The organism is Candidatus Jordarchaeum sp. (assembly GCF_052745115.1).
This window is the reverse complement of sequence record NZ_JBRAKS010000353.1, coordinates 1-3,970: the sequence shown is the minus strand read 5'-3', so window position 1 is coordinate 3,970 and position 3,970 is coordinate 1. Positions and strand designations below refer to the sequence as shown.

General features: G+C 37.1%; 2 protein-coding genes. Both read left to right on the top strand.

The window, feature by feature from the left end; translation table 11 throughout:
• Window positions 1–19 precede the first annotated feature (19 nt).
• Window positions 20–1,807 (top strand): magnesium chelatase subunit D family protein, encoded by a 1,788-nt coding sequence (locus ACUVXA_RS17685; RefSeq protein ID WP_445872607.1) that lies wholly within the window; start codon window positions 20–22, stop codon window positions 1,805–1,807.
• Window positions 1,804–3,970, top strand: a 2,167-nt coding sequence (locus ACUVXA_RS17680) for a cobaltochelatase subunit CobN (protein WP_445872606.1), incomplete at its 3' end; no start/stop codon positions are given. The genes ACUVXA_RS17685 and ACUVXA_RS17680, both read left to right, overlap by 4 nt.

Here is a 3,970-nt window from a genome sequence, read left to right as displayed (position 1 = left end):
TGGCTTAGGAGAATGAAAGATGCACCATAAATTCGTCCTATTCCCATTCACTGCGATTGTAAACCAAGAACTTCTAAAAAAATCATTGCTAGTTAATGCTATAGACCCTAGTATCGGTGGAGTGCTAATAAAAGGTGACAAAGGTAGTGGAAAATCCACTGCTGTGCGGGCGCTTACAGATATACTCCCCAAAATAAGGGTTGTTATGGACTGTCCCTTTAACTGTGACCCCAAGAATCTAAGGCTGATGTGCAAGTCTTGTCAGGAGCGATATGAAAGAGAAGGACAGCTGCCATGGACTGAAAGAAAAATGGAAATTGTTGATATGCCTTTATCTGCAACAGAGGATATGGTCATTGGAACGATCGACATTAAACGAGCACTTAAAGAAGGCATAAAGGCATTAGAGCCAGGTCTTTTAGCGAGAGCCAATAAAAATATACTCTACATTGATGAAGTGAATTTGCTTGATGACCATCTCGTTAACATTCTCTTAGATGCTGCTGCAATGGGGGTAAATATTGTAGAAAGAGAGGGAATCTCTGTTTACCATCCGGCACGCTTTATCCTTATTGGAACAATGAACCCAGAAGAAGGTGAACTGAGACCACAGTTATTGGACCGTTTTGGCCTATGCGTAGAAGTTAATGCCCTATCTTCAAAAGAAGATAGGCTCAAGGTAATGGAATACCGGAGGGATTTTGACTCAGACCCTTGGAAATTTGAGGAAAAATTTAAGGATGCACAGGAGATGCTGAAAAAGCGCATAGCTAATGCTCAATTAAATCTCTCGCAAATCAATATCCCACAGAATTTAGTTGAGAAGATCGTTGAGATAACAAAGTCTCTCGGAATTAAAACACATCGTGCAGATATCGTAATGGAAAAGACAGCAAAAGCACTCTCCGCATTAAGCGAAAGAGATTATGTAACAGAAGAAGATCTCAAAGAAGCCGCTCTATTAGCACTTTCTCACAGAATACGACAGAAACCATTTGAAAAAGGGGTGACACCCCCAACAGAAGTGATAGAGACCATTTTACAGGAAAGGACAAAAGAGGAAATATTTGATTTTGAAAAAGATGCTGGGATAAAAAGAGACCTACTTGAACTTGATGCAACCAGTTCTACACGAGGAAGAGATTTTCCAAAAATGGAGGGAGAAAGAGGATTATATATTAAAGCAAGGGAAAGCAAAACCCCAAAAAACATAGCGATCGATGCCACATTGAGAAAGGCTGTTAGAGAAACCGGAAAGTTAGAAGTGTTACCTGAACATCTTATGGAAAAGGTGAGGATAAGCAAGGGCGAAGCACTTTACATCATTCTGCTTGATTCATCATCATCTATGGGAATAGAAAAAAAGATAAGGTTTGCCAAGACACTCACACGGCTCTTATTAAAACAATCCTATGAAAAGAAAAATAGAGTTGCCCTATTAGCATTTCGAGGAGATGATGCTGAGATCTTGGTAGAGCCTACTTCAGATTATGATAAATTGATAGATGCCTTGGAAAAACTCCCTACAGGGGGTAAGACACCTCTTACACCTGCCCTTCTTAAGGCTTTTGAAATAGCTAAAAAAGAAATTAAAGCAGTGCCAACAGTTATTCTAATTTCAGATGGAAAAGGTAATGTTTTCATCAAAAATAATTTAGAAGAAGACATTAAGTTCCTATCCACCTATTATGATGGCTTAAATCTTGTAGTTGTAAATGCTGAGAGTAAGAATAGAAGCATTGGAGTACTTGAAGAAATTGCTGAAATGTTTAATTCCCCTCATTTTTATCTGGAGGATGTAATATGAAAAAGATACTTGCTTTAACAACGGTGGATAATACGGTGGCTCTGAAGGATGCAGTTAGCGCAATAAGAGAAGAATATGGAGATATAGTTGAAGTTAGAAAAATATACTTTAATGATTACGAAAATCCAGACGCATCACTTAAACCCATTGAGGAGGAAATAAATTCTTCTGACATAATACTTGTAGACATACGGGGAGATATACGGGTTGGAAGAGAACTTCCAGGGATACTTAAGGGCAAAGATAAAACCATTGTCGTTTTGGTTGGTGGTAGCCAGCACATCTTTGCACTTACAAAAATGGGCAAATTTAGAGGAGAAACGATTTTTAAGCCAGGAAAGGAAAAAGAGTTCAATGTTCATACTTATGTTAAAGCAAAGAAATTCTCTGAATTAACAAAAAAATTAGGAAAACTCTTACCCTTTGGAATGCTAAAAGGTATGCGAGACTGGGTTTTAGCTCAGGAATATTATGCTGAAGGTGACTCAGAGAATTTGAAAAATCTCATTCTGTTTCTGCTTAAAAACTATGCGGGCATTAAAGAGATAAGAAAGGTTCCACCTCCTAAACAATCCAGTTATGGACTTTATGAGCCAACAAAAGGAAGAACCTATGATGATATAGATGAGTATAAAAAAGAGATTAGGTTTGATAAGAAAAAATCCACAGTTGGAGTATTGCTTTACGGTGGAATGCATTTTGCTGATACAAAACCGATAGCAGATGCGTTATATGAATACCTGAAAAAAGATGTAAATCTCATATTTGTTTTTTCAAAGGTTGAATACAACATTGAAGCCATAAACAAATATCTAAAAAATATCGACCTTTTTTTAAATCTACAGTATTTTAGAATTCACGGTGGACCTTATGGTGGCGAGCCAGAACCTACTTATCAATTCTTAAAAGAAAAAAATATTCCTCTTATCATTGGATTAAGAGCATACGAAACTGAAATAGAAAAATGGAGGGAAAATAAACAAGGTATAAATCCTCTTGAAATTGTGCTCGGAGTGACATTACCTGAATTAGATGGAGGAATAGAACCAATTTTTGTAGCAGGACTTAAAGCCATCGACGACCCAATTCTTGGGAAGGTAAAACAGATGGATGTAATGGAGGATAGAATTAAAAAACTGGGTGATAGAATAAAAAACTGGATAGCTTTGAGAAACAAACCAAACCATGAGAAGCGCATCGCTATCATAACTTACAACTATCCACCCGGAGAAGACAATCTGGCAAATGCTGGCTATCTTGATGTTTTTGCCAGTATGAAAATATTTTTGGAAAAACTGAAAGAAAGGGGATACAAGGTTGAAATTCCAAATACAGGGTTGAAAGAACTTTTTATCTCTTCTGGAATAGTGAACAGTCCGAACTATTTCCAAAAATCAGGACTGAGGGTACCTGCTGATAAATATATGTTGTGGTTCAAAACTCTACCAAAATCCGTTCAAGAGGCTGTAATAAAACATTGGGGCAATCCCCCCGGTAATGTAATGACCGATGGAGATTGCATTTTGATTCCTGGTGTTATACTTGGCAACATATTCTTGGGTATTCAACCATCAAGAGGTGTGCATGAAGACCCAGATAAAGCCTACCATGACAAGGACCTACCACCACATCATCAGTATTTTGCATATTATTCCTTCTTGGAAAATGAATTTCGGGCAGATGCTATAATTCACTTCGGGATGCATGGGACACTCGAATTTACAAAAGGTAAAGAAATTGCTCTTTCGGCTGAATGCTCTCCCGATGTACTCATTGGAAATATGCCTCATATATACTACTACTGGATAGGAAATACATCTGAATCAACAATTGCTAAGAGGCGTTCTTATGCAATTTGCATCTCACATGCTTCACCTCCTATGAAAAGTTCTGGTCTTTACGAAAAGTATATTGTTTTAGAGGATTTACTAAATCAATATGATGAAAATAAAGATGAAAAGACCCTTGAATTAATTAGGGAAATTGCAAATGAACTGGACTTAACCCCAGAACCTTTGGAAGTAAGAAAAGAGTTATACAAGATGAAAAGAAGGCTTATTCCGTATGGATTGCATATAATGGACAAAATACCAACTAAAGATGATTTGATTGATTATCTTCTTGGTGTATTGCGAATTGATAGAGAATTTCCATCAATTTTGA

What these genes read in the sequence shown, in the direction of transcription:
- ACUVXA_RS17685 (WP_445872607.1), top strand. Translation starts at nt 20, where the DNA reads ATGCACCATAAATTCGTCCTATTCCCATTCACTGCGATTGTAAACCAA.